We start from the raw sequence: 24,159 nt of genomic DNA, 5'->3' as shown, positions 1-24,159 counted from the left end.
CCTATATCAACCCTCAATCTCGGCCTCATGCGCTTCCACCTCCTCGAAAAACACAAAAATATCCCTCAAAGGCTAAAACCGGTGGCTTAACCAACCCCAAACCAAAACTAAAAGGAGCTGCGCCAAAATTCATTTTGACACAGCCCCTTCAGGTGCGTCAGAATGCGTAAAGTACAAGGTGCTAAGACTGAGGGGTCAAGGGTGCGTACCGAAGTGCGTAACCGAAGCCGAATGTAGCAGCCAACGCAGTCCTTTGCGCATCATAACACTCTGTCTTTTCTTTCGGGTCTGTGTTTTGTTTTTCAGTGGGCTTCGAGCCAGTTGGTACCCACACCCATATCGGCAACCAGCGGTACGCGAAGATCCGGCATGGCACCTTCCATACCCCATTTTACGATTTGTTTTATTCGGTCGAGTTCTTCGGCAAGCACGTTGAAGTTGAGTTCGTCATGTACTTGCAGGATCATTTTACTTTTCAGCCCCTCTTCACGCATGCGGTAGAAGATGCGGTTCATGGCTAATTTGATAATGTCCGCCGCCGTTCCCTGAATGGGGGCGTTGATGGCATTGCGTTCCGCATTGCCGCGCACCACGCTGTTGGCGCTGTTGATACCCTCCACATAACGCCGACGTCCGAGCAGCGTGCTTACATAGCCTTTCTCTTTGGCTTCTGCTATCGACCTGTCCATATACGCCTTAACGGCAGGGTAGGTGGCGAAGTAGCCTTTGATGAGATCGGAAGCCTCGTTGCGCGGGATATTGAGTCGTTGGGAAAGCCCGAAAGCGCTGATACCGTATATGATACCGAAGTTGGCTGTTTTGGCCTGTCTTCTCATGTCGGAGGTAACTTCATCCGTCGATACATTGAAAATTTTTGCAGCAGTGGCTCTGTGAATGTCTTGCCCTGCTTTGAAAGCATCTATCAGCGAGCGGTCTCCGCTCAAGTGTGCCATCAGGCGCAATTCGATTTGCGAGTAGTCTGCACTCACGAAGAGGCATTGCTCATTGTCGGGTACGAAAGCTTCTCGTATCAGGCGCCCCTGGTCGGTGCGTATGGGTATGTTTTGCAGGTTCGGATTGCTGCTTGAGAGTCGTCCTGTGGATGCCACGGTCTGGTTGAAACTGCTGTGCAGCTTGCCGTCGGTGTAGAGCATTTCCGGCATAGGGGTAACGTAGGTGCTGAGCAGTTTTTTTGTTCCCCGGTAGTCCAAAATAAGCGATACGATGGGGTGTCGGTTTGCCAGCTGTTCGAGCACTTCCTCCGACGTGCTGTAAGTTCCGCCTTTGGTTTTTTTCGGTTTGCCGTCTATTTTCAGACGGTCGAAGAGTATTTCTCCCACCTGTTTGCTGCTGTTGACGTTGAAAGCACTGCCGGCAAGTCCGTAGATTTTTTTTTCTATTTCTTCCAGCTGCTGCTCCAGTTCTTTCTCTAATCTGTGCAGTACTGCCGTATCCAGTTTTACACCTGTTCGTTCCATATCTCCCAGCACTTTAACCAGAGGCATTTCCAGTTCGTCCATTAGCTTTGTCAGCTCGTCGCGTTCCAGCAGTGGCTTCAGGTATTGGTAAAATTGCAGGGTAATGTCCGCATCTTCTGCTGCATATTCGCATAGTTTCCGAGTCTCCACCTGCCGGAGGTCGGGGGTGGTTCCCTTTTCATGCTCCACGTCTGCTGTCATCTCTGCAAAAGTCATCGTGCGGTAGCCCAACAGTTGCTCTGCCATGACGTCCATGCCATGTCTTTGATCCGGCCAGAGGAGATAATGCGCCACCATGGTGTCGAAGTACGGGGCAGCTACCTCTATGCCATAGTTCAGCAAAACCTGCATATCGTATTTGATATTTTGCCCTATTTTCAGAATGTTTCTGTCGGTAAATAGCGGGTGTAGTTTTTCCAGAAGCTTTTCGCTCTCTTTCCGGTCGGCAGGGAAAGGCAGACAATAGCCTTCGTGTTCCTTGATTGAAAAGGACATGGCTACCAGTTCGGCTTTCAGCGGGTCGAGGTCTGTCGTTTCTGTGTCGAAAGCAACCGCATCTGCCCGCATCATGCGGTCTATCAGCCAGTCGATTTCTTTTTCGTTTTCCACCAGACGATATTCATGGGGCGTATCTGCCAGCGTATGCAGTGTGGTCGTAAGTATATCGCCGGAAAGTTCGGAGCCTTCCGAAGATTGTTTGTTATCGTTTATATCCGTAGAAAGAGTGGGCTGATCGAACAGATCGCCCATGACCGGAGCAGAGGTCCGGGGTGATGGCTGTAAGGCTGTGCCCGAGGGCAGTAAGTCGGGCAGTACGCGCTTGAGCAGGGTGCGGAACTGGAGTTCTTCGAAAAGCGATACGACTGCCTGTCCATCGGGTTTTTCCCGCTTGTACGCTTCCGCGTCGAAAGTGACCGGAACTTCGGTGCAGATTTCGGCCAGGTAACGGCTCATGATGATGTCTTCCTTACCCTGGCGAATTTTTTTACCCGTGGCGCCTTCTATACGGTTGCTGTTGTTCAGGATGTTTTCCACCGTCTCATATTCCGCCAGGAGTTTCTCCGCTCCTTTCGGTCCGATCCCTTTGCAGCCGGGAATGTTATCGGCACTGTCGCCCACGAGCCCCAGATAATCGATCATTTGAGCCGGATATTTCAAACCGAATTTATTACACACTTCCTCCGGTCCCATCTCTTCGTAGCCGCCGCTTGTCGATGGGCGCAGTATGCGGCTTTTGTCCGTCACCAACTGTCCGTAATCTTTGTCCGGCGTTACCATACGCACCTCATAACCCGATTCCTCCGCCTGCTTGGCCAGTGTGCCGATTACATCGTCTGCTTCGTAGTCTGCCACTTCGATGATAGGGATACGATAGGCCGTAAGTAGCTCTTTGATCAGGGGCACGGCCTGTTTGATGGCTTCGGGCGTAGCCTCTCGTTGCGCTTTGTATTCGGGATATTCGCGGTGGCGGAACGTGCCTCCGGGCGGATCGAAAGCTACGGCTATCAGGTCGGGGGCATATTTTTCGATCAAGTCCTGCAAGCTCAGGGTAAAACCGAAAATAGCACTGACATCCCGCCCCCGGGCATCTCGTCTGGGATTGCGGATAAAGGCATAATAGGCTCGAAAGATCAGTGCATAAGCATCTAAGAGATAGACCGTTTTTGGAGTCATAACTTTAAGAGGTAAACATTTTATTTACCTCTAAGTTATCAAAAATAATAGGATGGGGCTTTAGTTGTCCATCTTTGCTTTGAACCGTTTGCTGTTTGCCGAGACGATGATATACACGCACATACCGATGACGATGATGGGGAACAGCCAGTTGATCCAGGGCGTGAAGAAACCGGCAATGAGTATTAGCACAGCCGAAATCGTACAGGTGATGAGCATCATACGTTTGATACCTTTGATATCGTATTTCTTTTTCTCCTCTTTGGACATTGTGTTGTAGCCGGCGATGAGGTTGGGAAAGAAGAAAGAGAATAAACCCACAAGGAGGATAAGTGCACTTCCGATTAATGCAAATGATTGTGATTCCGTCATGGCTGTATCTGTTTTACGATTGATACGATTCTTTGTATTTCATAAATTTACTCAAAAAAGCTCTTTGCACCAATTTTTTGTGGACTGACGTACTGAAAAATTCTTTGCCTGATGGTTGAAAATTCTTCAGGCAAAGAATTTTCAACGAAGTTAACTTGGATTTTTATTTTCCTTAACAAGAATTTTCAACCATCAGGCAAAGAATTTTCGACTTGACGTGTACTGAAAAAAGTTGACACTCGGGGTGGCTAAGTTTGCGATTGAATTTACACTGTTTTTCTAAAATCCATTTCAGGTTTTATGTTGCCTTTTTGTTCTATGGCAGAAAGGCTGTTGTCATTTAATTGTTTGTAACAGCTATATTCGCACAGGATAACATAATATTACAGGTTCAATAATGATCGGGAATAAGAAAAACGTGGCTGCGTGCATGGTTTTTGCCTTGTTTTTGTCTGCTTGCGACACAATAAAAGAGCATACTCATAAAGCGGAAACAGCTCCTGCTCCTGTTATGCCTGTTCCCACCCGGGCACAGTTGGCATGGCACGATATGGAGTTGTATGCATTTATCCATTTCGGCCTGAATACATTCAATGATTTGGAATGGGGATACGGCGATACGCCTCCTTCCACTTTCAAACCTCCCCACCTTCATGTGGAGCAATGGGTGACGACCCTCAAAGCTGCCGGTATGAAAGGGGTTATCCTGACAGCTAAGCACCATGACGGATTCTGTCTTTGGCCTACGAAAACCACTGATTATTCTGTGAAAAATTCGCCATGGAAAAACGGCCGTGGCGATCTGGTGCGTGAGCTAAGCGATGCCTGTCGTAAGCATGGTTTGAAATTCGGGCTGTATCTATCGCCTTGGGACAGGCATCATGCCGAATATGGCCGGGAAGAGCACCGGACTGTGTTTCTGGAGCAGATTCGCGAGTTGACTTCTTCTTACGGTACACTCTTCGAGTACTGGTTCGACGGAGCTAACGGCGGTACCGGTTGGTACGGTGGCGCCAATGAATCGAGACAGATCGACCCGCAAACTTATTATCGGTATCATTTGGGCGGAGAGTTGCTCCGAAAGAATAATCCCGATATCATGATTTTCGGCGGCACCGAACCGACCATTCGTTGGGTAGGCAATGAGCGTGGGGTGGCCGGAGAAACCAATTGGAACAGCTATGATTACGCCCGGGAGAAACACTATACGCAAGCACAGTGGGGAATGTCCGATGCCGATCGGTGGCTGCCTGCCGAGTGCGATGTGAGTATCAGGCCGGGCTGGTTTTACCATCAAAGGGAAGATCATCAGGTCAAAAGTGCAGCCGAACTGGTCGATCTCTATTATAAGAGTGTCGGAAGGGGGGCTACGCTGCTGTTGAACTGCCCCATTGATTTGGAGGGGCGTATTCCCCGGGAAGACAGCCTTAGTCTGATGGCTTTTTACCGGGATATTTCTCATCGTTTTACCGACAACCTGATTGCCGACAAGGCAAAAGTCCGGATTTCTGCCTCTGCCGTGCGCAGCAAAAAGTTTTCCGCTGAAAAACTTACGGACGGCGATAATGAAACTTTCTGGGCAACTCCTGACAGTGTAACGGCAGCCACAGTGGAGGTAACTTTTGAGCAGCCTGTTGTCATTAACAATATCATGCTTCGGGAGTATCTGCCTCTGGGGCAACGTATCTCACGTTTCAGCATAGATTTTGAACGCCCCGACGGCAGCATCGTTAAAGATCACATAACGGACAGCCTCACGACCATCGGACACAAACGGCTGCTGCGTTTCAGACGGATAGAGGTGAAGACGTTTCGCCTGCATATCGAGGAGAGCAGAGGGCCTGTTTGCCTCAGTGAATTGGGAGCGTACCGTGTGGATGAGCCACTTATAGCTCCCGAGGTGCGGATCGATGCGAACGACAGCCTGTTGCTGTTTGCCCGGGATCCTGATTCGGAGCTTTTTTACACAATCGACCGGGGAGCGCCTGTGCGTTATGAGCATCCTGTGCTTTTACCGGATTCGGCAAGAATGGTAACGGCCTATGCACGCAGAATACCCGGAGGCAAAGAGTCTAAACAAACGGTGAAAGAATTGGGAGTATCGCACCGTTTTATGCAGGTTAAAGAAGACCTTGGAGCGGAGGTGCACCGTCTGTTCGACGGTTCAGGCTTTTCAGCCTTTCGACTGCCTGACGGTGTGCGTCGTCTTACGCTTTGCATTCGCAACAGACAGGGACAACCGGCTGCTATGGCTGTGAACCGTTTGGTTTATATCCCCGACCAACAGCGGGATGCACGCGGACATATACAGCGATACCGTGTGCTTTCGGAGGGAAAAATTCTGGCAGAAGGAGAGTTTCAGAATATTAAGAATAACCCCATTCCGGTAGAGATCCCTTTCTCTAAGGCCGTCCGGACGGATACGATTGTTTTTGAAGTATTGAAAACCGTGGACGATGAGCCTTTCTGCTCCATTGGCGATCTGGAGTTGATGAGAGCCGATTAAGCCTTAAGTTCGGCAAGGCTTTTCTTCTTTCCTCTCTTCTCTTTAATCCATAAGAAGGCGGGTTTGTCAGGGGTGACGCATTATAAAATGAGAAAATTCCGGGTAAGGCTGAGGAGTGATTCATTTCTTGAGACATTCCATGATTTGGATTATGTTCTCACAGGGATTGAACATAGCTTTTTGAGTGTGCTTTGTGTGGACTTTCAGGCTTATCGCTAAGCCCCGCACACCTCGAGTGCAGATACCTTCGAAGCGTGGGCTTTTCTCGCTTATCCATAGCTTCAAGAATATTCTGCTTGTGGGTTCGCTCTAAGCTTCGGTAGCGACATCGACCGCCCCAGAAGCACAACCCCTTAGGCCAACTCTGACTTCTCTATCAAATCGGGCAAAACAATCGTGTCGGCCCACAATTCGCTGCCGTGGAGATTACCGCCTCCACCAAACCCTGCTCATCCGTCAACACATGTTTTTTGTACCCATATCGATAGCTTTTGCCTTTGCGTACCCAAAGAGCTTCGGAGTCTATGCCGGGCTTACTACTTTTAAGTTCATAATGAGAAGCCTCCTCTTGAGTACGGGCTTCGTCCGAGCGACCATCTTCTCGACCCTCTGCCACCTATATAACCACGCTCCCATTCGGCAATTGAAACAACCTGCACTATTCGACGTATTTCTCTGCAAGATGATTCTCGTAAAAGGGTACGTAATGCGCCTCAGATTATCGACTTAATACAGAAGGTCGATCTCTATCTACTTCGGCGAATTAAGCGGGCGAAGAAAACTTCCGTTCCCGGAGTGCTCAAAAACTTTGCGAGAATGTCATCTGGCAAAATAATTGAGCTTGAATTTTAATGCGTTCAACCCTGTCTTTTTAAGGGAGGACTAACCGGAATAAAGTTGTAGTTATCTACAAAGTTGATGCTTTTTTTTTTGAGCTAAATGGGAACGGCTGCATAGCCTATAGGAATGATTCCGGGAACTATTGTGAGGTGAAATAAAATCTAAGCATTGAATTACATCGTCAAATAATTTATCTTTGCTATAGATAAGCAAGAGTCTAAGGATATACTAGGCTTATGTTTATATTTAACTTAATGTTTCGTAAACCCGTTTATTATATACCAATGAGCCAAAGCAACAAAAGTGCACAAACCAACAAAGTGCCCCTAATCAGCAAGATAGCCTACGGATTTGGAGATGTGGGCTGTAACTTCAGTTGGTCGTTTGTCGTGTCTTTCTTGATGATTTTCTATACCGATGTTTTCGGCATCAGTATGACAGCGGTCGCAACTCTGATACTTGTGTCTCGCGTTTGGGATGCGATCAATGACCCTATTATCGGTAACCTAAGTGACCGAACCAAATCCAGATGGGGGCGCTATCGTCCTTGGTTGCTCTTTGGGGCACCAATTACGGCACTCACCTTGGTTTTGTGCTTTTGGGCACATCCCGATATGAGTGACACCGGTAAGATTGTCTATATGGCCATTACCTATGGACTGTTGGTGCTGGGTTACACCTGTGTCAACCTTCCTTATGGGACACTCTGTGGTGCTATGACTCAAGACATTGACGAACGTGCCCAAATCAATACCAGCCGCTCGGTGGCAGCGATGATTGCCATCGGGATTATCAACATAGTCACTGTGCCTCTGGTCAAGTACTGTGGAGATGGTACGCTCAGCAATGCCAAGGGCTTCCTCTCTGTGGCTATGATATATGGTCTGATTTTTACGCTTTGCCACTGGTTCTGCTTTGCCAAGACCAAGGAGGTGGTAGAGATCCCTACGGAACAGGAAAAAGTACCTCTGAAGCAACAGTTCAAGGCTCTCGCCCAGAACAAGCCTTTCATCATGGCGGTTATCGGTCAGCTCTTGTTTGGCTTCATCCTTTACGGACGCAATGCCAACCTCATCTACTACTTTAAGTACGTAGAGGGTCACGAAGACCTGTTTACTTTCTTCTCCACCGTCATCATCATCCCCTCTATCATAGGGGCTGCTCTCTTCCCGATGGTCTTCCATCTCACGGGGAACAAGGGTCGGGCCGCCAGTGTCTTCAGCTTCCTTATGGGGATCAGCATGGTTGTACTTTACTTTTTCTCTCCCAACACCGATCCTATCCTCTTCTATGTATTTGCAGCTTTGGCTCAGTTCTTTTTCTCGGGTTTCAATACGGCAATCTATGCCATCGTCCCCGATTGTGTGGAGTATGGCGAGTGGAAAACAGGTATCCGCAATGACGGTTTCCAGTACTCTTTCATCTCTCTGGCCAACAAAGTCGGTATGGCTCTAGGGACTTCGCTCCTTGCCCTAACGATGGGCTGGGCTGGCTACGAGCCCAATGCTGAGCAGTCTGAATTGGTAAAGAAGGTGATCCACCACGCCTTCAGTACCGTTCCCGGCATTCTCTGGATTATCACAGCTGCTATATTGCTACTGTATCGCCTCAACAAAACACAATACAAAGCAATAGTCAACGACCTCGCACTTCGCGAGAGTAACAAAACCCGATAAAACCCAATAAAAAACAAATACAACTATGAGACAGGCAGTTCTTGTTTCCCCAAAAACGATCGAATTTAGGGAAGTAGAAGCCCCCAAGGCAGAAAACCTACAAGCCCACCAAGTTCTTATCAATGTCAAGCGTATCGGTATCTGTGGTAGTGAGATTCACTCTTACCACGGCGAACACCCCGCGACTTTCTACCCAGTAGTGCAGGGACACGAGTTCTCCGCCGTGGTCGTAGCTGTAGGCTCTGAGGTGACCAACTGCAAACCTGGCGATCACATCACGGCCCGCCCCCAACTCGTGTGTGGCACGTGTGCCCCCTGTAAGCGTGGGCAATATAACGTGTGCGAGCATCTGAGAGTAGAGGCTTTCCAAGCCGATGGTACAGCCCAAGACTACTTCGTCACCACAGACGACCGTGTCGTAGTGCTGCCCGAGGGGATGAGCCTCGACTATGGGGCAATGATCGAACCTCTGGCGGTGGGAGCCCACGCCACAGTACGCACAGATGTCAAGGGTAAGAATGTCGTCGTTAGCGGTGCCGGTGCTATCGGTAACCTTGTAGCTCAGTTTTGCATTGCTCGTGGGGCTAAGAAGGTACTCATCGGTGATGTGAGTGACCTCAGACTGGAAAAAGCCAAAGAGTGTGGTATACAACACACAGTCAATGTCCTCAACACCCCTCTGGGCGAAGCAGTTAAGGAGGTCTTTGGCGACGAAGGCTATCAAGTAGGCTTTGAGGTTGCCGGTGTAGAAACAAGCATCCGCTCTTTGATGGCAACTATCGAGAAGGGCAGCGACATTGTGATTGTGGCGGTGTTTGGCAAAGATCCGGCTCTGAGCATGTTCCACCTCGGGGAGCATGAGCTACGCCTCATCGGCACGATGATGTATCGCCACGAGGACTATCAAACAGCGATTGACTTCGTGAGTCGTGGCATCATCAATCTGGAGCCTTTGATCACCTCCCGCTTCAGCTTTGAGCAGTACGACGAGGCTTATAAGTTCATCGATGCCCACAAGACCAGCACGATGAAGGTTATCATTGATTTTGAGATGTAAGGCGTGAAGATCAGCTTGCAATATATCTTGGTCATGCTTGGGGCTCTATGCTGTATCCCAAGCTATGCACAAGATTCATTGAGCGATAAGGGGGCAGGACAGTACCTAGACCTCCGTCTGGATGTCGCCAACAACCATTTGTGGCGAGGTATCGAGGTCAGCGATGGCTTGGTGATGCTCGCTAGCGTAGCTGTCCATGACAAGAGCGAGCGTTTCAAACTCGGTGTGTGGGGTGGGAGCAATACCTCGGGACAGTACAAGGAGTTTAACTTCTTTGGGGAGTTGAATCTGGGAGCCTTTGGGATATCGCTATGGGATATCTATAACTTCTCTCCAGGGGCTGGGTACAACAATCGGGAGTTCTTCAACTACAATGCACGCACTACGGGGCGTTTCCTTGACTGCAATCTTAGCTGCGACCTTGGTAAGACCGGCATAGGTTTACCCTTGACCTTGCAGTGGTCGACGATCCTATTCGGGCGAGATCGCGGGGCAGACAACTCTGGCAATCGTTACTCCAGTTATGTATATGCCGAGTACCTTTTGCTCCGTAGCCAAGGTTGGCGAGCAGACTTGGGTGTCGGTGGGGCGTTTACCTTGGCGAGCAAGCAGGGCGACAGCTCAACCTTCTACAGCGACAAGCCGGGCATCATACACATCCAGCTGAGGGTAGAGCATGATATCCGGATCTCCTCGACTTACACCTTTCCCGTATTCGCTAGGGCGGTATTTAATCCCGTGATGGATAGAGCCTTCTTACAGATAGGTGCTCGTGTATTAAGTTTCTAATATCAAAGAACGAAGTGATGAAGAATATAATTGTTGGCATAGGAGAAGCTCTTTGGGATTGTCTACCCGAAGGGCGTAAGCTCGGAGGAGCTCCCGTCAACTTTGCCTACCATGTGGCACAGCACGGTATGCAGAGCATTGCCGTGAGTGCAGTTGGTAACGATGCCCTGGGCGACGAATATATCGCTGGGCTAGAGGAGGTAAATCAAGCTCAGTACATCGTGCGAGTGGCACAACCCACGGGTACCGTGCAGGTGAGCTTGTCCGAGGACGGCATACCCACCTACGAAATTTGCAAGAATGTAGCCTGGGACAATATCCCTTGGACGCCAGAGTTGGAGGCTTTAGCCAGGGAGAGCCAAGCCGTGTGTTTTGGCTCTTTGGCTCAGCGTTCCGAGATATCAAGAGATACTATCCTCCGCTTCATTGATAGCATGAGCCTCGATGCCGAGTGTATCTTTGATATTAACCTGCGCCAATCTTTCTACAGTCTGGAGGTGATTACCGAGAGCCTCAAGCGAGCCACGATACTCAAGCTCAATGACGAGGAAATCAAGATTATCCAAGAGTTCCTCAAATTAGAGGGTGAGACACAGGCTGTCTGCCGTCAAATCATTGAGCAGTTTCCTCGCCTCAAGATGGTTATCTTGACTTGCGGGGCTGTGGGTAGCTATGTATTCACGGCAGACAAAACCTCCTATATACCCACACCTAAAGTGGATGTAGCAGACACTGTCGGGGCCGGGGATTCATTTACTGCGACTTTTGTGGCTCAACTCCTCAAGGGACGCCCTATCGAGGAGGCACACCGAAGGGCTGTAGCCGTCAGTGCTTTCGTTTGCACGCAAAACGGAGCTATGCCCGTTATACCGCCAGAGTTGACGGATTAAAATTCAAGCTCAATTATTTTGCCAGATGACATTCTCGCAAAGTTTTTGAGCATTCCGGAAACGGAAGATTTCTTCGCCCGCTTAATTCGCCGAAGTAGATAGAGATCGACCTTACTGTATTAAGTCCATAATCTGAGGCGCATTACGCACCCTTTTACGAGAATCATCTTGCAGGAGAAATACATCGAATAGTGTAGCTTGTTTTCAATTGCCGAATGGTCTCGTATAACCTCTAAATCCGTTGAGGAGGAAATGTAATAAGTTGTCTCTTGGCTTTTCTTTCCAGTCTTTTTATCCTCACGAATACGGGTCACTTTATGGATAGAAGATAAGACTCCATCGGCTGAGTATGGTGGAGGCTTCGAGCTGTAGTGGATGTAGAATACCCTGATAACGCCTTGTTTCAATGCGTCCGTACCCAAGCTCTGTCTGCTTATTAACAATATACATGGCGAAGTCAGGACAGAAGAAGTCTTCTAATTCTTGTTTGCTCTGTAGCTGATTGTCCTTGACAGGTAGGAGATAATCGCCTCCTCTAATGGTGATTGTCTTAGCTAAATTAGTCTGAGTCGCAATGGCGTCTATGGAAATGAGATTTCCCTCCAGGTCTGGCTTGTCAACTGAGATTTCAATGGCATTGAGTTCGCTGTCTTTCTTATCAATATACACTTTGCAGTAGAAACAAGTTCTTTCGGAGAGTAAGCCGAAACGGTGTGAGACTGAGCATCAAAACTAAATTTGGGCACACCGGGCATAGACTTCCCGTCAATGTAAAGTATGACTTCCTGAGGTCAGCTGGACGAAAGAATCCCGTCAAATGTTGTAGGCTTTTTCGAAGACCTCAGGTTGAAGCAAGCTGATAGCTCTGTTTAAGCTGTCGTGGCTGGGGATATCCTGAATGATGTCTTTATCTGTGAGCGTCTTATAAAGCCGTTTGTGGTCGTCTTGCCAATACTCGGCGTAGTCCTCAATATCATAACAAGAGTTGCAACCAGAGAGAGTTGAGGAGAAAACAATGAGCAAGATGAAGTCCAAGGGATGGGGTTTGCATCGGTCCATACGAGGATCCGCCACAAGCAAGAGAGTTCAAAAGAGATTGGATAGCATAAGACAAAAGAGGATAAGCATAAAAGAATACCCGAATATAGCAAGACCTTTTTTGATGCGTTAACCCCCGGATTTGTTCCCTTAACATTTTAATTAACAGAAAAGATGTATTTTAAGTGAAAAATAACACATTGAACTGTTATGTTTCATATATCTGATTGGAAGCAGGGAAGCTGTAGGAAACGACTCAAAAAGAAAGCCGGAAATGTGCTTACGGTTTTATTTTTGTTTGCATTGTTTGCCTTTCTTAAATCGTGGTATTCGTCATTGTCTTTTCCTCAAGAAATAGACCGGGACGTGGAGTAAGGTTAAGGATGTTTATAATTCTTATTTCGCGGGTGAAACTTATTGATCGTTTCCACGAGCATACTGCGGTCTATGTGAGTGTAGATTTCGGTGGTGGCGATATCTTCGTGTCCGAGCATCATCTGAATAGCCTGTAATCCCGCGCCACCCTCCAGGAGGTGCGTGGCAAAACTGTGTCTGAAAGTGTGGGGACTTACATTTTTATCGATTCCTGCCAAAGCTGTCAGCTCTTTGATGATATGGAAAACCATAATCCGGGAGATGGCTTTCCCTCTTTTACTCAGGAAAAGCATATCTTCCTGTCCTCGAACCGGTGTCGGCCGCCCTTCTTCGATGTAAAGCCGTATTTGCCGTACAGCTTCGGGGCTCATCGGTACCAAACGTGTCTTACGCCCTTTACCGGTAACCCGCAGGTAGCTTTCGTCCAGAAACAGGTCTCCGAAACGCAGATTGCAGAGTTCACTCACCCGTAGCCCGCAGCTGTAGAGCGTTTCTATAATGGCACGGTTGCGCAGAGCAAACTCCGAGCCGGGCTCTATGGCTGCAATGATGCAGTCGATTTCCTCCTCCGATAAGACAACGGGCAGCCGCTTGCCTATTTTGGGAGAATCGAGCAGTTCGGCAGGATTGCTTTCGATATATTCTTCCAAAACCAGGAACCTGAAGAAGCTTTTTATACCGGAAATAATCCGTGCGATCGAACGGGGCGAGATACCCACGTCGTAAAGCCCGGCAATGAAATTCTGCAGCAGTTCGTAATCCACTTCGTCGATCGTTTTCTGTTCGCCTTCCAGATAGGTTTGCAATTTGCCCATATCCGCCATATACGCCTCGCAGCTGGCGGCTGTGAGGTTCAGTTCGAAACGCAGATATTGCATATACTGCCGATTGAGGTCTCCGGGTAACAAAAGCTTAGCTATTTTACGTTATCTTTGCAGAACAAAGTTAAAGATTTACAAACGTTTGGCACAATGAATCTGGCAATTGTGAACGGGCCTAATCTTCAGGCCTTGGGACGGCGGGAGCCGGAGCACTACGGGCAGCAAACGATGGATTCGATTCTGGAAAATCTGCGTCGCACAATGCCCCGACATCGCATAGACTATTTTCAGAGTAATCACGAAGGTGCACTGATCGACTGCCTCTATGAGCTGGAAAGCCGCGGATGCGGCGGAGTGGTGCTCAATGCCGGCGGATATACGCATACGAGCGTGGCTCTGGCAGATTGTATCCGTACAGTGAATATGCCTGTGGTGGAGGTACATCTGAGCAATATTTTCGCCCGTGAAGATTTCAGACACAAGTCGCTTATCAGCAGCGCCTGTATAGGTGTTATTGCCGGATTCGGGCCCGAGGTATATGCCATGGGTGTGCGGGCGTTGGAGGATTTCTGCAAAAATAAAAGATAAAAGAGATGAAAAAGACTAAAATAGTAGCGACCATATCGGATCAGCGTTGCGATGTGGATTTTCTGCGTCAGTTGATCGGTGCGGGAGTAAACGTGGTCAGGCTGAATACGGCACACATGGATGCCAAGGGTTTTGAACGCGTTATCGGCAATGTACGCGAGGTGTCTAACAAGGTGGGTATTCTCATGGATACCAAAGGGCCGGAGGTGCGCACCACTCTTTCGGAAGAACCGATTAAACTGACTACGGGTATGCCTATCCGTATCGGCTCCGACCCTTCGGTGGCTTCTACCGAAACGAAGCTGAACGTCAGTTATGCCGGTTTCTTCGATGATATTACGCCGGGGGCCAAGGTCCTGATCGACGACGGAGAAATACAACTGCGTGTGGAGAGCAAGGATTTTGAAACTCGGGAGCTCGTCTGCACGGCTCTGAATGATGCCGTGCTGGGTAGTCGCAAGAGTGTGAACGTGCCCGGCTTGCGAATCAATCTGCCGTCGCTTACCGAGCGAGACCGTACGAATATCCTTTATGCCATAGAGCATGGTGTAGACTTTATCGCTCACAGTTTTGTGCGCAACAGGCAGGATGTGCAGGATATACAGGAAATCCTGGATGAGCACGACAGCAAAATACGGATTATCGCAAAGATAGAAAATCAGGAAGGTGTCGATCACGTAGACGAAATTCTGGATGTGGCTTACGGCGTTATGGTGGCCCGGGGCGATTTGGGTATCGAAGTGCCCTACGAACGGATACCGGCTATTCAGCGTATGCTCATACGCAAGTGTATCGAGCGCAAGAGGCCCGTGATCGTGGCTACGCAGATGCTGCACAGCATGATTAAGAATCCGCTCCCTACGCGTGCCGAGGTTACGGACGTGGCGAGCGCTATCTATTACCGCACGGATGCAGTGATGCTTAGCGGCGAAACGGCCTATGGCAAGTATCCGGTGGAGGCTGTACGTACGATGAAGCGTATCATCGTGGAAGCCGAGAAGAGTCAGGCAGAGGCCAATGAAGACCGGGTCAACTTCAAGGATGAAGATACCAATGTAACCAGCTTTCTGGCCAAGCAGGCTGTAAAGAGCATTAAAAAGTTAGGCGTTACGGCCATTGTGACCGATAGTTATACGGGGCGTACGGCACGCAATCTGGCGGCATTCAGAGGTTCGGTACCTGTTTTTGCCGTGTGCTATACGGAGGAGTTGATTCGCGGCCTGTCGCTCTGTTATGGGGTGTTTACCGAATATCAGCCGCTCGAGAACAAAAGAAACGGCGTTATGCAGGTGGATTTTACACGTGCTTTGGAGAATCTCATCGAGCGGGGGTTGATTGCCCCCAACGATCGTATTGCGCATATGAGTGGCCTGATGGATGTTCACGGTTCTACCACTTCGCTCGAAATCGATACGGTGGAGAAAATTCTCAAACGCCATAATTAACGGGAGGGGAGCGATTTCCCTATAGAATATATTGCCGGGATGATCAATTTCGACGCCGAAGAAGCTTATATTTTACAACACACAGATGCTCCGGAGCCCGTATTGGCTGCTTTGGAGCGGCTGGCGCATGTACGTCTGTCGCGCCCCAGAATGATTTCCGGCACCTTGCAGGGGCGGGTTTTGAAAATGCTGGTACGCCTGCTCAAACCCAAGCGAATTCTGGAGCTTGGTACTTATACGGGATATTCGGCATTGTGTCTGGCCGAGGGGCTGCCCGGGGGCGGGCATGTGGACACGGTGGAGTGCGACGATGAGATGGAAGACTTTATTCGCCATTTCCTGAGGCTCTCCCCTTACGGACATTTGGTTACGCTCCATTTGGGGGATGCCTTGGAACTTACACATGAACTGATGAGCCGAGAGCGTTATGATATGGTCTATATAGATGCAAACAAGCGGGAATATCCGGCTTATTACAAGGCTGTCATGGAGTACCTGCCCGTCGGAGGCATTTTGGTGGCGGACAATACACTTTGGGATGGCAAGCTGGTGCAGGACCCTCCGCCAACGGATGCACAGAGCGTAGCTATCATGGCATTTAATGACCTTGTGCAAAACGATGACTGGGTGGAGAATCTGATTTTACCCCTGCGCGATGGATTGACCGTTATCTACAGGGTCAAATAGAAAAACAGAAAACGGGACGGTATGCCGAGTGCACCGTCCCGTTTTCTGTTTTCTGTAAAGTCTGTTTATTCAAAAACAAAAGTGTTCAGTTTATCCAGCTCCTCGCCGTGTGTCGCGGGTGTGCTGTGCGCAAACTCTTGTTTTGCATAGATTTTGTATCGGCTGTTTCCGATCATTGTTATCGTTGCATAAACATTATGTTTCGGGTTATACAATACCCCTTTGAAACGGGGTCTTACCGATTCAGGCATATTATCTATGGTGATCGTGAAAGGCAGTTCTTCGTTAATTTGAACTTCCTGCCCCTTGGCGTCTATGTATGACCCTTTTAGTGTGATGTGAAGATTTTCGTGACCTTTAGCCTGAACAGCCGAATAAGTTACGCTGTAAGTCTCCCCGTTTGCATGTTCATCGCCCGAGCAGCTCCACAGGGCTAAGGGTAAAAGGATGAGGCCAATCAGTTTGAATATCGTTTTCATTCTTTTTGTTTTTTTACGTTAATAATGTGTTGTTGTTTTATTGAACAACGTGCAAGTGCCGGATTTCAATTCCAATCGTTACGAATTTTTAATTCTTTTTTCTTCGTCTTTTGACGATTCTCTCTTTGTTTCGTTTCTCTTAAACCGGCAAATTTTAATTTTTGCAAATATATAATAAAAATATTAATTAAAGGAAATATCTCTTTTGTGAGCCGATTTTGATGTCGTTCTTTGTTTCCGTAATTCCTCTTATTTCCGGCTTCGAAATAAGTCGAACCGTATGTTTTGCGGATTCGTTATCTTTGTGTGATTAGATAAACGGAAATCAAACGGATAAAAATATTATGGAACATCCTTTGTTCTTATATAATACGCTGACTCGCAAACGCGAGCAATTTGTACCGCTAAACCCTCCGCATGTGGGACTGTATGTTTGCGGTCCTACGGTGTATGGCGATGCGCATCTGGGACATGCCCGTCCGGCCATAACATTCGATCTGATGTTTCGCTACCTGAAGCATCTGGGTTATAAGGTCCGGTATGTGCGAAATATTACCGATGTGGGACACTTGGAGCATGATGCCGATGAAGGCGAAGACAAGGTGGCCAAGAAGGCTCGTCTGGAGCAAATCGAACCCATGGAGGTGGTGCAGTATTATCTGGTGCGCTACCATAAGAATATGGAGGATCTGAATGTGTTGCCGCCAAGCATAGAGCCGATGGCTTCGGGGCATATCATCGAGCAAATAGCTTTGGTAAAACAGATTCTGGATGCCGGCTATGCCTACGAAAGCGAAGGCTCGGTTTACTTTGACGTCGAGAAATACAACAAAGATTACGGCTATGGCAGACTGAGCGGCCGGAATATCGAGGATATGCTCAATAATACCCGGACTTTGGACGGACAGAGCGAGAAACGCAATCCGTTGGATTTTGCTCTGTGGAAGAAAGCACAACCCGAGCATATCATGCGCTGGCCCAGCCCCTGGAGCGATGGTTTCCCCGGATGGCACTGCGAGTGTACGGCCATGGGGCGCAAATATCTGGGCGAGCATTTCGATATACATGGCGGTGGAATGGACCTGGTGTTTCCGCACCATGAATGTGAAATAGCCCAGGCGGTGGCAGCCCATGGCGAACCGATGGTTCGATATTGGATGCACAATAATATGATTACCATTAACGGGCAGAAGATGGGGAAGAGTCTGGGTAACTTCATCACACTCGAGCAATTCTTCACCGGAGAGCACCCGAAACTGGAACGTGCTTATTCTCCGATGACTATACGCTTCTTTATTCTTGGTGCACACTATCGTGGAACGGTAGATTTCAGCAATGAGGCTTTGGATGCCGCTTCGAAGGGGCTGGAGCGTCTGATGGATGCCGCTTCGCTGTTGGACGGGTTGAAGACGGCCGGTGAAACATCGGTGCAGGTGAAAGGTTTGCGCGAGCGATGCTATGAGGCGATGAACGATGATCTGAACAGCCCCAAGGTTATTGCCGAGCTGTTCGATGCTGCCCGTGCCATTAATATGGTGCATAACGGGCAGGGAACGATTACTGCGCAGGATTTGGAGGAACTGAAAGAGACCTACCGTCTTTTCCTCTTTGACTTGCTGGGCTTGCGTGACGATCGTGCTTCCGGTGCCGCCGGTACCGAGGCTTTCGGTAAGGCCGTGGATTTGCTGTTGAGCGTACGTGCGCAGGCTAAGGCAAATAAGGACTGGGCTACCTCCGATAAAATTCGCGATGAACTGACCGCCTTGGGTTTTACAATCAAAGATACCAAAGAGGGCGCCGAGTGGAAGTTGAATTAGGATACTCCCCGGCGCTTTAGAGCTTGAGAATATGCGTTTCAGTATCATTATTCCCGTTTACAACCGTCCGGATGAGTTGGATGAACTGCTGGCCGGACTGGCTGTGCAGGAGGGAGTGCATGATTTTGAAGCAGTAATCGTAGAGGACGGCTCCGTACGAAAGAGCGATGAGGTGGTGGCACGATACGGGCAGCGCATTCCGATACGTTATATTGTTGTTCCCAATGGCGGACCGGCCAGAGCCAGAAATATCGGCGCATCCTGTGCACAGGGAGATTATTTGCTGATTTTGGATTCTGATGTGGTGCTGCCGAAAGGTTTTTTGAATGCCGTGGAGGCCGGCCTTAGTACCGATCCGTGCGATGCGTGGGGAGGCCCCGATGCAGCCGGTGAGGGTTTCGATGCCATACAGCGTGCCATCAGTTATACGATGACCTCTTTTCTGACGACGGGAGGAATACGGGGCGGAAAGAAAAGCATGGAAAAATTCAAGCCCCGCAGTTTCAACCTGGGTTGCAAAAGAGAGGTGTATGAGGCTTTGGGCGGGTTTACCGAGTCTATGCGTTTCGGAGAGGATATCGACTTCAGTTTAAGGCTTTTTGCAAAAGGTTATCGGGTGAGGCTTTACCCCGAATGTTTTGTGTATCACAAAAGGCGGGTCAGCTTGAAGAGTTTTTTCAAGCAGGTACACAATTCCGGGCGGGCACGTATCGATTTGGGGTTGCGTCATCCCGGCAGTACGAAAGCCGTTCACTGGCTGCCGGCTGTTTTTACCCTGGGTATGGCGGCTACGGTGCTTTTGGCTTTTTTCTTTTGGTGGGCATGGCTTATTCCGCTCGCTTTCTCCATCATTATTTTGCTGGATGCCCTGCGGAGCACGGCAAGCCTGAGTGTAGCACTGCGGGCAGTGCCTGCGGCATGGATACAACTGACGGGCTACGGCTCCGGCTTTCTCTATGCGTTTATACGCATGCGCCTGATGAGTAAAGGCATGCGAAATGCTTTTGAAAAAACGTTTTACGATTAGGGTTTTGCTTAATACCGACTGTATATGAAAACAGAACAGACATCGACCGGCGATAATAAATTGTTGAAAAATCTAAGGCGGATAGCCCCCACGATTGGCGTGGTTGTACTTTTTGCCATCATCGCGTTGGCCTATTTCACCCCGGCCGTTTTCGAGGGACGGGAACTTTTTCAGCAGGATGTGGCCGGTGCCAGCGGGACTGCACAGGACGTGCGCGACTATAAGGAGGCAACCGGTGAAACGTCGTACTGGACAAACAGCCTGTTCGGCGGTATGCCCATGTATCAGATCGCCCCTTCCTATCCGTCTACCAAATCCATACAATGGATACAGGATTTCCTGACTTTGCGCACACCTCTTAATATATTAGGCAGCTACTCCTGGATGCTCTTTGCCATGATGATCGGTTTCTTCCTGCTGATGCGGTCGTTGCGGGTGCGCAGACTGCCGGCTGTAATCGGTTCGGTCATGTGGGCTTTTTCGAGCTATTTTTTGATTCTCATCGTTGCCGGGCATATCTGGAAGCTCACGGCGCTTTGTTTTATTCCGCCTACCATAGCCGGTCTGATATGGACGTATCGGGGAGACTATCTCCGAGGCGGTATCTGTACGGCTTTTTTTACCGCTTTGCAGATCATGGCCAATCATATTCAGATGAGTTATTACTTCTTTTTCGTGATGCTCTTTCTGGTTATCGGTTTTCTGGTGGAAGCTTTCCGGAACAAAACGCTCAAACGTTTTGGCACGGCTACTGCCGTAACGATCGTTGCCGGGCTTGTCGGTGTGGCTATCAACCTGTCTTCGCTGTATCATACCTATGAATATTCTCAGGAAACCATGCGTGGGGGCAGTGAGCTGACCTTGAAGCAGGAGAATGCGGATGCAGACCGGATAAGCCATGAGAACAGCAAGGGACTCGACAAGGAGTACATCACGCAGTGGAGCTACGGCAAAGGGGAAACATGGACTTTGCTGATACCCAATGCCAAAGGCGGTGCCACCGGCTATCTGGGACAGGATGAAAAGGCTATGGCCAAAGTGCAGCAGGTTTACGCACCGACGGTGGCACAGATGAACCGTTACTGGGGTAATCAGCCGTTTACAGCCGGCCCTGTTTATGTGGGAGCGTTTGTCGTTTTCCTCTTTGTTTTGGGCTGTTTTATTGTTAAAGGTCCTGTTAAGTGGGCAATGCTTGCCGCCACCCTTTTTTCGATCACGCTCTCGTGGGGGCACAATATGATGTGGCTCACGGATTTCTTTATCGATCATATTCCTTTATATAATAAGTTCCGAACAGTCTCTTCCATTTTGGTTATTGCCGAACTGTGCATACCGGTGCTTGCCGTTCTGGCTTTGGTGCAGTTCATAAAAGAACCGAAAGTCGTGATGAAGAATACCCGGGCAACAGGGACAGCCCTGTTTGTCACGGCCGGTATGTTGCTGCTGTTCCTCGCCGTTCCTACGATATTTTTCGACTTCTTCAGCAAGCAGGAGATGCAATTTTTTGCGCAGGCGTCGGGGCAGGCAGATGTTTCCGGCGTAATGGGAGCTTTGAAGAGTGCTCGTCTGGGTATTTTCAGAGCAGATGTAGTGCGGAGTTTATTTATTGTACTTTTTGGCACAGTCGTACTGTTTCTGTATGCAAAAGGTTTTCTGAAGAGACTTCCGGCACTGATTATCATCGCCCTTCTCGTTCTGGGTGATTTATGGCTTGTGAATAAACGCTATTTGAACGACAGTCATTTCATCGATAATGCTCTGGTTGCTGCCAAAGCTCATCCCGTAACGGATGCAGACCGCTTGATCAAGTCCAATGATGCTTCTAAGCATTACCGCGTACTCAATCTTTCCGTGAATACTTTCAACGATGCTACCACCAGCTATATGCACCGGAGCATAGGCGGCTATCATCCGGCCAAGTTGCAGCGTTATCAGGATTTGATAGAGCATCAGTTGATGAAGAATAACCAGCGTGTTTTCGATATGTTGGATACCCGTTACTTTATCGTGCCGGATAAACAGCAATTGCGGGTATCGCCTAATCCTTATGCATACGGAGCAGCCTGGCTGACCGAAGATGTCAGATGGGTGGATAATGCCAATGAAGAGATTACCGCTCTGGACAGCACGGATCTGAAAAGAGTTGCCGTCATTGATAAACGATGGCAGACGCCTCAATTGACTTCATTGAAGCCCGTTCCGACAGACAGCACCGAGTTTGTCGAATTGGTAAATTACACTCCGAATCGTGCCGGGTATCGAATCCGGACTTCTGTACCAAGGGTTGTGGTATTCAGCGAAATATTCTATCCTCATGGGTGGAAAGCGACGTTGAACGGTCGGCCTGCCGATATTTTCAGAGCCAACTATGTGCTCCGCGCCATGTGGGTGCCTGCCGGCAGTCATGAGGTGGAAATGCAGTTTGCTCCCCGTTCCGTTAAATATACCGAGGGCATAGCGGTGGCTGCCATAGCGGTGTTACTCCTATTCATCGGATTCGCAGTGTTTAGAGAAACAATCGGAAAGAAAAAATCCCTAAAGCAATAAGAAAAACGAAACTATGAACAAAAAGATGCTATTCGGACTGTTGTGTACAGTCCTGCTCGGAGGCCTCAGTGCTTGTTCCTCATCGCTGAAACCTCTGAAAAACTCCATGATCAATGTGGAGCCGAAACCTCTTGCTCTGGTTGGTACGGAGGTGCCGGCGCGTATTCATATCGCATTCCCGCCGAAATATTTTAATAAGAAAGCCAGGCTGAAAGTTGTACCCGTGTTGCGTTATCCCGGCGGTGAAGTCTGGGGTACCGGATATACATTCCAGGGCGAGAAGGTACGGGACAATGAAATTCCCGTGAGCTACGCCGAAGGAGCTACCGTAACGATGGAAAGCAAATTCAAATATCAGCCGGCAATGATGCGCAGCGAGCTCTGGCTGATGCCCGAGGTTTATGTGGGCAGCAGCAAATATGCTATGCCGGCCATCAAAGTAGCCGATGGTGTATTGAGTACCGTTGATCTGGCTACCGCTACCGATGCTACGCCGGCTTTGGCTCCCGATAAGTTTCAGCGTATCATCAAGCAGGCATATGATGCCAATGTGATGTTCCTCATTCAACAGGCTAATGTTCGTCAGGGCGAGTTGACCAAAGAAGATGTGGAAGAGTGGCGTTATATTGTTCAGAATGCTTACGAAGCCTTAGATCAGCGCGTGTCCGTGGAGGTTCAGGCTTATGCTTCTCCGGACGGTAAAACCGACTTGAACGAGCGTTTGAGCGAGCAGCGCGAACGTAATACTACGGCTAAACTGAAAGATGCGTTCAGGAAACAGGATCTTTCTGCCGTCGAAATCAATGCACACTATACGGCCGAAGACTGGGAGGGGTTCAGCAAATTGGTCGAGGCGAGCAACTTGCCGGATAAAGATCTGGTATTGCGTGTGCTTTCCATGTATCCCGATCCGGAGCAGCGCGAGCGTGAAATCCGTAATCTTTCTTCCGTATTCGGCCAGTTGGCAGACGAAATTCTCCCTCAGTTGCGCCGTTCCAGACTTGTAGCCAACGTCGAGATCATCGGCAAAACGGATGATGAAATCAAAGAATGGGCTAAGAAGTGGCCGGGCAGGCTGATTCTTGAAGAGCAGCTTTATGCAGCTACTCTCTTCGATACGTATGAAGAGCAAAAACGGATGTATAAGATTTCCCGCCAGCTTTACCCGAAAGACTACCGCGCATACAATAATCTGGGTGTACTTGAATTCCGGAAAGGCAATATGGTGCAGGCCAAATACTGGTTCGACGAAGCCAATAAAGTGAAAAGCAATCCCGAAACGAATATGAATCTTGCTTTGCTTGAGATACAGAAGGGTAACATCGAACGCGCCGATCAACTTCTCAGTACGGCCGGCAATGTGCCGGAAATCGGGCAGGTTATGGGGCTGTTGGATTTGAAGCGTGGAGACTATAGCAATGCCGTTAAAGCCTTTGGTTCCACCCGGAACAACAATGCCGCAGTAGCTTATATTGCAGATGGCAATTATTCGGCAGCCCGTACCACTTTGGATGCCATTGCCGAACCCAATGCCAAAACTTTCTATTTGAAAGCAGTCGTGGGTGCCAGAATGAATAATGAGGCAGAAGTTCTTGAAAATCTGGGCAAGGCTTTGAGTGCAGACCGTTCGTATGCCGTGCGCGCAGCCAGAGATTTGGAGTTTGCCCATTATCAAAGCAATCAGAAGTTTGCAACTCTCCTGAAGTAAACATTCGTTTTTTCTGATAATATTTCATATCAAAGGGGCTGTGTCAAAATTCATTTTTGGCACAGCTCTTTTTATTTTCGGTTTGTAGTTGGTTAAGCCACCGGTTTTAGCCTTTGAGGGATATTTTTGTGTTTTTCGAGGAGGTGGAAGCGCATGAGGCCGAGATTGAGGGTTGATATAGGTCTTTTGGGAGTGTTTTTCGCCTTTCGAGCAACCTTAGCACATAGTTTCTTCAGATTAAAGGCCATAGCTAGAAAGGCGAAGTCCATCTTGACCTGCTCTAAGCCCATATGTCTGAAACGCCGATACCCCATGTTGGCCTTGAATTGCGCAAAGACTGCCTCC

Annotated in this window: 17 protein-coding genes and 2 pseudogenes; 12 read left to right on the top strand and 7 right to left on the bottom strand. The window is 48.8% G+C overall.

All coding sequences use genetic code 11. From position 1 onward, the window contains the following. Positions 1–302 precede the first annotated feature (302 nt). Complete coding sequence (gene polA, locus A3GI_RS0106520; RefSeq protein ID WP_018360662.1) at positions 303–3,152, bottom strand: DNA polymerase I; 2,850 nt, start codon at positions 3,150–3,152, stop codon at positions 303–305. A 60-nt stretch (positions 3,153–3,212) separates the two neighbouring features. After that, positions 3,213–3,524: a DUF3784 domain-containing protein gene (locus tag A3GI_RS10795; protein ID WP_018360661.1), complete on the bottom strand. Its 312-nt coding sequence runs from the start codon at positions 3,522–3,524 to the stop codon at positions 3,213–3,215. 397 nt (positions 3,525–3,921) lie between these two features. Here A3GI_RS10795 and A3GI_RS0106505 point away from each other — a divergent pair, with 397 nt between their 5' ends. Further along, the gene (locus A3GI_RS0106505) at positions 3,922–6,030 is read left to right on the top strand and encodes an alpha-L-fucosidase (protein WP_036870157.1); all 2,109 of its coding nucleotides are present in this window, start codon (positions 3,922–3,924) and stop codon (positions 6,028–6,030) included. A 376-nt stretch (positions 6,031–6,406) separates the two neighbouring features. Here the strand turns inward: A3GI_RS0106505 and A3GI_RS0106500 are convergent, their stop codons facing one another. Then, on the bottom strand, positions 6,407–6,646 hold the full coding sequence (locus A3GI_RS0106500; RefSeq protein ID WP_018360659.1) for a transposase: 240 nt from the start codon (positions 6,644–6,646) through the stop codon (positions 6,407–6,409). A 508-nt stretch (positions 6,647–7,154) separates the two neighbouring features. Here A3GI_RS0106500 and A3GI_RS0106495 point away from each other — a divergent pair. From A3GI_RS0106495 to A3GI_RS0106480, 4 genes are read left to right on the top strand one after another with little or no spacing between them, the layout of a single operon-like run. Beyond that, the gene (locus tag A3GI_RS0106495) at positions 7,155–8,546 is read left to right on the top strand and encodes an MFS transporter (RefSeq protein WP_018360658.1); all 1,392 of its coding nucleotides are present in this window, start codon (positions 7,155–7,157) and stop codon (positions 8,544–8,546) included. 25 nt (positions 8,547–8,571) lie between these two features. Continuing rightward, on the top strand, positions 8,572–9,603 hold the full coding sequence (locus tag A3GI_RS0106490) for a zinc-dependent alcohol dehydrogenase (protein WP_018360657.1): 1,032 nt from the start codon (positions 8,572–8,574) through the stop codon (positions 9,601–9,603). A gap of 3 nt (positions 9,604–9,606) precedes the next feature. After that, positions 9,607–10,392 carry a hypothetical protein gene (locus tag A3GI_RS0106485; protein WP_147277709.1) on the top strand — a complete coding sequence of 262 codons (786 nt, stop codon included), beginning with the start codon at positions 9,607–9,609 and terminating at the stop codon, positions 10,390–10,392. Between the two features lie 17 nt (positions 10,393–10,409). Continuing rightward, positions 10,410–11,282, top strand: a complete 873-nt coding sequence (locus A3GI_RS0106480; protein WP_018360655.1) for a carbohydrate kinase family protein — start codon at positions 10,410–10,412, stop codon at positions 11,280–11,282. Here the strand turns inward: A3GI_RS0106480 and A3GI_RS10790 are convergent. Together A3GI_RS10790 and A3GI_RS0106465 are read right to left on the bottom strand one after the other, a co-directional pair. Then, positions 11,279–12,341: pseudogene (locus A3GI_RS10790) on the bottom strand (ISAs1 family transposase). The gene A3GI_RS0106480 and the pseudogene A3GI_RS10790 sit on opposite strands and share 4 nt — an antisense overlap. Positions 12,342–12,697: 356 nt before the next feature. Next, positions 12,698–13,573 (bottom strand): site-specific tyrosine recombinase, encoded by an 876-nt coding sequence (locus A3GI_RS0106465; protein WP_051074583.1) that lies wholly within the window; start codon positions 13,571–13,573, stop codon positions 12,698–12,700. A gap of 93 nt (positions 13,574–13,666) precedes the next feature. On the opposite strand from A3GI_RS0106465, the gene A3GI_RS0106460 reads away from it, so the two are divergent. From A3GI_RS0106460 to A3GI_RS0106450, 3 genes are read left to right on the top strand one after another with little or no spacing between them, the layout of a single operon-like run. After that, on the top strand, positions 13,667–14,104 hold the full coding sequence (locus A3GI_RS0106460) for a type II 3-dehydroquinate dehydratase (protein WP_018360651.1): 438 nt from the start codon (positions 13,667–13,669) through the stop codon (positions 14,102–14,104). 5 nt (positions 14,105–14,109) lie between these two features. Next, positions 14,110–15,549, top strand: a complete 1,440-nt coding sequence (pyk, locus tag A3GI_RS0106455; protein WP_018360650.1) for a pyruvate kinase — start codon at positions 14,110–14,112, stop codon at positions 15,547–15,549. A gap of 39 nt (positions 15,550–15,588) precedes the next feature. Beyond that, a complete protein-coding gene (locus A3GI_RS0106450) occupies positions 15,589–16,236 on the top strand; it encodes an O-methyltransferase (RefSeq protein ID WP_018360649.1) in 648 nt (215 codons plus the stop codon). Positions 16,237–16,301: 65 nt separating this feature from the next. On the opposite strand, the gene A3GI_RS0106445 is transcribed toward A3GI_RS0106450, so the two are convergent. Continuing rightward, positions 16,302–16,715 carry a hypothetical protein gene (locus A3GI_RS0106445; RefSeq protein ID WP_018360648.1) on the bottom strand — a complete coding sequence of 138 codons (414 nt, stop codon included), beginning with the start codon at positions 16,713–16,715 and terminating at the stop codon, positions 16,302–16,304. Between the two features lie 344 nt (positions 16,716–17,059). Between A3GI_RS0106445 and cysS the strand changes: the two genes are divergently transcribed. Genes cysS through A3GI_RS0106425 form a run of 4 tightly spaced genes read left to right on the top strand, consistent with a single transcriptional unit; the run spans position 17,060 to position 23,814 of the window. Beyond that, entirely contained in the window at positions 17,060–18,532 is a 1,473-nt protein-coding gene (gene cysS, locus A3GI_RS0106440) for a cysteine--tRNA ligase (protein ID WP_018360647.1), read from the top strand. Between the two features lie 31 nt (positions 18,533–18,563). Further along, positions 18,564–19,559 (top strand): glycosyltransferase, encoded by a 996-nt coding sequence (locus A3GI_RS0106435; protein ID WP_018360646.1) that lies wholly within the window; start codon positions 18,564–18,566, stop codon positions 19,557–19,559. A 24-nt stretch (positions 19,560–19,583) separates the two neighbouring features. Next, positions 19,584–22,106, top strand: a complete 2,523-nt coding sequence (locus tag A3GI_RS0106430) for a glycosyltransferase family protein (protein ID WP_018360645.1) — start codon at positions 19,584–19,586, stop codon at positions 22,104–22,106. A 13-nt stretch (positions 22,107–22,119) separates the two neighbouring features. Continuing rightward, entirely contained in the window at positions 22,120–23,814 is a 1,695-nt protein-coding gene (locus A3GI_RS0106425; RefSeq protein WP_018360644.1) for a tetratricopeptide repeat protein, read from the top strand. Positions 23,815–23,999: 185 nt separating this feature from the next. On the opposite strand, the pseudogene A3GI_RS11985 reads toward A3GI_RS0106425, so the two are convergent. Continuing rightward, a pseudogene (locus A3GI_RS11985) lies at positions 24,000–24,159 on the bottom strand (transposase); the annotation flags it as partial.

Source organism: Porphyromonas macacae DSM 20710 = JCM 13914 (genome assembly GCF_000379945.1).
GTDB classification, from domain to species: domain Bacteria; phylum Bacteroidota; class Bacteroidia; order Bacteroidales; family Porphyromonadaceae; genus Porphyromonas; species Porphyromonas macacae.
The sequence above is the reverse complement of the archived record's forward strand: the minus strand, read 5'-3'. Positions and strand labels throughout refer to the sequence as shown.

Bases quoted from the DNA above. Each gene is read 5' to 3' on its own strand.
- A3GI_RS0106425 (WP_018360644.1), top strand. From the start codon at position 22,120: ATGAACAAAAAGATGCTATTCGGACTGTTGTGTACAGTCCTGCTCGGA.
- A3GI_RS0106505 (WP_036870157.1), top strand. From the start codon at position 3,922: ATGATCGGGAATAAGAAAAACGTGGCTGCGTGCATGGTTTTTGCCTTG.
- A3GI_RS0106435 (WP_018360646.1), top strand. From the start codon at position 18,564: ATGCGTTTCAGTATCATTATTCCCGTTTACAACCGTCCGGATGAGTTG.
- A3GI_RS0106450 (WP_018360649.1), top strand. From the start codon at position 15,589: ATGATCAATTTCGACGCCGAAGAAGCTTATATTTTACAACACACAGAT.
- A3GI_RS0106480 (WP_018360655.1), top strand. From the start codon at position 10,410: ATGAAGAATATAATTGTTGGCATAGGAGAAGCTCTTTGGGATTGTCTA.
- A3GI_RS0106465 (WP_051074583.1), bottom strand. From the start codon at position 13,573: ATGCAATATCTGCGTTTCGAACTGAACCTCACAGCCGCCAGCTGCGAG.
- pyk (WP_018360650.1), top strand. From the start codon at position 14,110: ATGAAAAAGACTAAAATAGTAGCGACCATATCGGATCAGCGTTGCGAT.
- A3GI_RS0106490 (WP_018360657.1), top strand. From the start codon at position 8,572: ATGAGACAGGCAGTTCTTGTTTCCCCAAAAACGATCGAATTTAGGGAA.
- A3GI_RS0106430 (WP_018360645.1), top strand. From the start codon at position 19,584: ATGAAAACAGAACAGACATCGACCGGCGATAATAAATTGTTGAAAAAT.
- polA (WP_018360662.1), bottom strand. From the start codon at position 3,152: ATGACTCCAAAAACGGTCTATCTCTTAGATGCTTATGCACTGATCTTT.
- A3GI_RS10795 (WP_018360661.1), bottom strand. From the start codon at position 3,524: ATGACGGAATCACAATCATTTGCATTAATCGGAAGTGCACTTATCCTC.
- A3GI_RS0106445 (WP_018360648.1), bottom strand. From the start codon at position 16,715: ATGAAAACGATATTCAAACTGATTGGCCTCATCCTTTTACCCTTAGCC.
- cysS (WP_018360647.1), top strand. From the start codon at position 17,060: ATGGAACATCCTTTGTTCTTATATAATACGCTGACTCGCAAACGCGAG.
- A3GI_RS0106495 (WP_018360658.1), top strand. From the start codon at position 7,155: ATGAGCCAAAGCAACAAAAGTGCACAAACCAACAAAGTGCCCCTAATC.
- A3GI_RS0106460 (WP_018360651.1), top strand. From the start codon at position 13,667: ATGAATCTGGCAATTGTGAACGGGCCTAATCTTCAGGCCTTGGGACGG.